Origin of the sequence: Streptomyces sp. XM83C, assembly GCF_023072675.1 — a bacterium.
GTDB lineage: Bacteria > Actinomycetota > Actinomycetes > Streptomycetales > Streptomycetaceae > Streptomyces > Streptomyces thermocoprophilus.
In genome coordinates this window covers 1-4,681 of the sequence record NZ_JALLGL010000400.1, presented here as the reverse complement: position 1 = coordinate 4,681, position 4,681 = coordinate 1, and the positions used below count along the sequence as shown (strand labels likewise).

At 72.6% G+C, this 4,681-nt stretch carries 3 protein-coding genes; all 3 read left to right on the top strand.

What is annotated here, in order from left to right:
* Positions 1-264 precede the first annotated feature (264 nt).
* The gene (locus MTQ10_RS28070) at positions 265-2,031 is read left to right on the top strand and encodes an ATP-binding SpoIIE family protein phosphatase (RefSeq protein WP_374117711.1); all 1,767 of its coding nucleotides are present in this window, start codon (positions 265-267) and stop codon (positions 2,029-2,031) included.
* 761 nt (positions 2,032-2,792) lie between these two features.
* Positions 2,793-4,172 (top strand): cellulase family glycosylhydrolase, encoded by a 1,380-nt coding sequence (locus tag MTQ10_RS28065; protein ID WP_247473098.1) that lies wholly within the window; start codon positions 2,793-2,795, stop codon positions 4,170-4,172.
* A 75-nt stretch (positions 4,173-4,247) separates the two neighbouring features.
* The coding region (locus MTQ10_RS28060) for a cellulose binding domain-containing protein (RefSeq protein WP_247473097.1) at positions 4,248-4,681 on the top strand (434 nt) is incomplete at its 3' end.

The window sequence follows — 4,681 nt, the reverse complement described above, 5'->3', positions numbered from 1 at the left end:
GTGCTCAGGCGGGGTGCGTGGGGTGCGGTGGGCGGTCCGGGGGCGTGTGGGTTGCGGTGGGCGATCCGGTCGTGCGCCGCTCGGCTGTCGCTCACCCGATCGCGGGACACCCGCCGCACCCCGCGCACCCCGCCCCGGACACCGGGGGGAGGGCCGGGGCCCCGGGCCCCGTCCCGCACCTCACATGGCGATCACGGCGCGCCTCCGCCAGAGTGGTGCAGCGTCGCGGAGTCTTTCGCAGCCCCAGGCCAGGAGGTGCGAGGTATGACCCCCCTCGGCCGGGCCCGCCTGCCCGGCAGACCGGCTCTCGGCCGCCTGCTGGAGAGCCGCCCCGTACGCCGCTTCGTCGAGGCCGCCACCGCGATGGCGGACGCCCCGAGACTGGCCTGGCTGAGCGAGGCGGACGGCCGTATCGGCACCACCCTCGACCTGGAACGCACCGCTCGGGAACTGGCCGATTTCACCGTGCCCACGCTCGCCGACGGCACCGCCGTGGACCTGCTGGAGGCGGTGCTGCACGGCCACGACGGCGACCCTCCCGGCGGCACCCGCGTACCCCTCACCCGGGCGATGGCGGTCACCGCGATCGACCGGCTCTCGCACCTGGAACCCGACCCCGTGGGGGAGCTGTCCACCCTGCACCCCGCGCCGAAACTCGCCTACGAGTGCCTCGTCTCGCGCCGCCCCCTGCTCGTCCGCCGCATCGCCCCCGACCAGTACGAGAAGATCGCGCCCACGCCGAACGCGGCCCGGCTGATGCGCGGGGCGAGCGTGCACAGCTACATGGTCGTACCGCTGATCTCCCGCGGCGTGCTCATCGGCATGGCCGATTTCATACGGTGCGGCGGACGGCCCCCGTTCAGTTCCCGAGATCTGGCCCTGGCCTGCGAGCTGGCCGCGAAAGCCGCGGTCTTCGTGGACAACGCCCGCCTCTACAGCCGCGAACGCGACACGGTGCTCACCCTGCAACGCGCCCTGCTGCCGCGGGCCGCCCCGCCCACCCCCGGCCTGTGCGTGGACTCCAGCTACCGGCCCGCCGTCGACCCCAACGGCGTCGGCGGCGACTGGTACGACGTCGTGCCGCTGCCCGGCGGACGCAGCGCGCTCGTCGTCGGCGACGTCATGGGCCACGGACTCGCCGCCGCCGCGACGATGGGACGCCTGCGGTCGGTGGCGCGGACCCTGTTCAACATCGACATCGCCCCGGAACGAGTCCTCGCCCGCCTCGACCTCGCCGCCCGCGACCTGGAGGAGGACCAGGTGGCGACCTGCCTGTGCGCGCTGTACGACCCGGCCGAGGGCACCTACCGGATGGCCAGCGCGGGCCATCTGCCGCCGCTCATGACCGACCCGGCGGGCACCGCCGGCTTCGTGGACGTGCCGCCGGGCGCCCCCCTCGGCGCCGGCGTCATCCCGTACGACCCCGTGGAGATCCGGGCCGACACCGGCAGCCGCCTGCTGATGTGCACCGACGGCCTCGTCAAGGACCGCTCCGTCGACGTCGACGGCTGGCTGGACGGCCTGCGCCGGGCGGCCGACGGGCAGCGACCCGAGCTGGCGGGCGTGTGCGAGACCGTGTGGGAGCGCACGGCCGGGGCGTACGGCACACGCGACGACGACGCGATCATGCTCGTCGCGGAAGCGTGCCGGCCCGGAGGGTTCCCGCTGAGCGTCTGGGACCTGCCCGCCGACGGAACCGCCGCGCACGCCGCCCGGCGCCTCGTGCGGGAACGGCTCGCCGGATGGGGGCTCGGCGAGCTGGCCGACGCGACCGAGCTGATCGTCAGCGAACTCGTCGCCAACGCGCTGCGCTACGGCAACGGGCCCGGGCGGCTGCGGCTCATGCGCGGTGAACGGCTGTGCGTGGAGGTGTCCGACACCGGGCCCGACCTGCCGCAGATCCAGCACGCCTCCTGCAGCGCCGAGGGCGGGCGCGGGCTTCAGCTGGTCAACGCGTTGTGCCGGCGGTGGGGGTCCTGTCGGACGCCGGGCGGGAAGATCGTCTGGGCGGAGCAGGATCTGCCGGGGTGAGGGGACGCCGCCGGGGCCGTGGAGGCGGTTTGCAGGGCCCAGCGGGCCTCTGGGGGTGCTCGGGGTTTCGTTTTCACCGGGGGCCGGTGGGGGCTTGACGCAAGTTCCCCGCGCCCCTCGTTCGGCGGGGCCATCGTTCTCACCGTGCGCCGGTGGGGGTCTTCGCGCAGTTCCTCGCGCCCCTGCCTGGGCTGGGCTTTCGTCGTTCACCGCGGGGCGGTGAGGGGTTCCGCGCAGTTCCCCGCACCCCTGAGCGTCTGCGGCGGCGCGTCGCGGTGGGTGCGTGGTTGCGGCAGCGCCATCCGCTGGTGGGTGGGCCGGGGCCGCGCCGGGGGGTGGCGTCCTCGGTGCGGCGGCCTGCGTCTCAGGTTCGCACCCTGCGTCTCAGGTTCGCGCCCTGCGTCTTCGCCGCACGCTGCGGGCGGGCACCCCCCGGCAGGGCCCCTTCCCGCCGTGGGCGCGTGCGGACCGGCGGCGGCCGGCCTCGGCGAGTCGAAAGCGTTCGACGGTCGTAGCCCTGTACGCGGTCGGCTTCACCGGTGTACGGTCTCGGGCCGATGGCTTTGGGAGCGCTCCCATTCCGGGTGGTCGTCTTCCGGTCGTCACGGCCGGGCTTGTGCCGCACCCGGTCCGCGTCACAGTTCCGGCTCCGCCCCGCACCGCACCCGCACTGTTCCGTACGGCGAGTTCGAATGCCCGAGCCGAGGTCAAGTCCGGGTCCGGCATCGCGCATCGAGACCGCCCGATTCGAGGAGGAACGCTTGAGACGCATATCGGCCCTTCTGGCGGCCTGCGCGACCGCCCTGGGCCTCACCGCACTGGCCGGGCCGCCCGCCGCGGCGGCCACCGGCTGCAAGGTCGACTACACGGTGGCCAATGAGTGGCAGGGCGGCTTCCAGGCCGGCGTGAAGATCACCAACCTCGGGGATCCCCTCGACGGCTGGACGCTCGAGTGGACCTGGCCGGACGCCGGTCAGAAGGTCGCCCAGGGCTGGAACGCCACCTGGTCCCAGTCCGGGTCCACCGTCACCGCCACCAACGCGGACTGGAACCGCACGCTCGGCGCGGGCGGCACCGCCGATCTGGGCTTCACCGGCACGTTCAGCGGCGCCAACCCTGCGCCCACCGGCTTCACCCTGAACGGCGTGGCCTGCACGGGCAGCGTCGGCGGCGAGGATCCCGAGGACCCCGGTACGGGCACCGGAACCCCCGTCGACATCAACGGGCAGCTCAGAGTGTGCGGCGTCAACCTCTGCAACCAGTACGGCCGTCCCATCCAGCTGCGCGGCATGAGCACCCACGGCATCCAGTGGTTCGGCCAGTGCTACACCAACGCCTCCCTGGACGCGCTGGCCGAGGACTGGAAGGCCGACCTGCTGCGGATCTCCATGTACGTGCAGGAGGAGGGGTACGAGACGGACCCGGCCGGCTTCACCGCCCGCGTCAACAACTATGTCGACATGGCGGAGGCTCGTGGGCTGTACGCGCTGATCGACTTCCACACCCTCACACCGGGCGACCCCAACTACAACCTCGACCGCGCCAAGACGTTCTTCGCGTCCGTCGCCGCCCGCAACGCCGCCAAGAAGAACGTGATCTACGAGATCACCAACGAGCCCAACGGCGTGAGCTGGGCCGGCATCAAGAACTACGCCGAGCAGGTCATCCCGGTCATCCGCGCCGCCGACCCGGACGCCGTGGTCATCGTCGGCACCCGCGGCTGGTCCTCGCTCGGTGTCTCCGAAGGGTCCGACGAGTCCGAGATCGTCAACAACCCGGTGAACGCCACCAACATCATGTACGCGTTCCACTTCTACGCGGCGAGCCACAAGGACAACTATCGCGCCACGGTGAGCCGCGCGGCCTCCCGACTCCCGCTGTTCGTCACCGAGTTCGGCACGGTCACTGCCACCGGTGGCGGGACGCTGGACCGGACGAGCACCGTCGCATGGCTGGATCTGCTCGACCAGCTGAAGATCAGCTACGCGAACTGGACGTACTCCGACGCCGACGAGAGCAGCGCCGCCCTCAAGCCCGGCACCTGCACCGGCGGCGACTTCAGCAGCAGCAGTGTCCTGACGGAGTCCGGCGCGCTGATCAAGAGCCGCATCAGCACACCGGACTCCTTCCCGACCGGCTGACCCGCGCTCGTCGCCCCCCACCCTCCGATCGGGAGCGCTCCCGAGAGTGCTCCCGATCCCTTCCCAGGAGGTCCCATGCGCACCTCACTCGCACGATCGTGGCCCGTGGCCGTGATCCTCGCGGCCGTCGCGGCGGTTCTCACCTCCGGCCTCAGCGCCCTGACCGCCCGCGCCGCCGACTCGGCATGCCGTGTCGACTACACGGTGAACGAATGGGCCGGCGGCTACACCGCACAAGTGAAGATCACCAACCTCGGTCCCGCCGTCACCGGCTGGCGCCTGACCTGGAGTTACGCCGGTGACCAGCAGGTGACATCGGCGTGGAACGCCACCGTCACCCAGTCGGGCCGGGCCGTGACCGCGGTGGACGCGGGCTGGAACGGCACCCTGGCCACGGGCGGCACCGCCGAGTTCGGTCTCCAGGGCACATGGCGCTCGTCCGATCCCGTACCCACGGACTTCGCCCTCAACGGCGCGGCCTGCGGCGACACGACCACCCCGCCCACGAC

Coding starts and splice junctions, on each gene's coding strand:
- MTQ10_RS28070 (WP_374117711.1), top strand. CDS start 265: ATGACCCCCCTCGGCCGGGCCCGCCTGCCCGGCAGACCGGCTCTCGGC.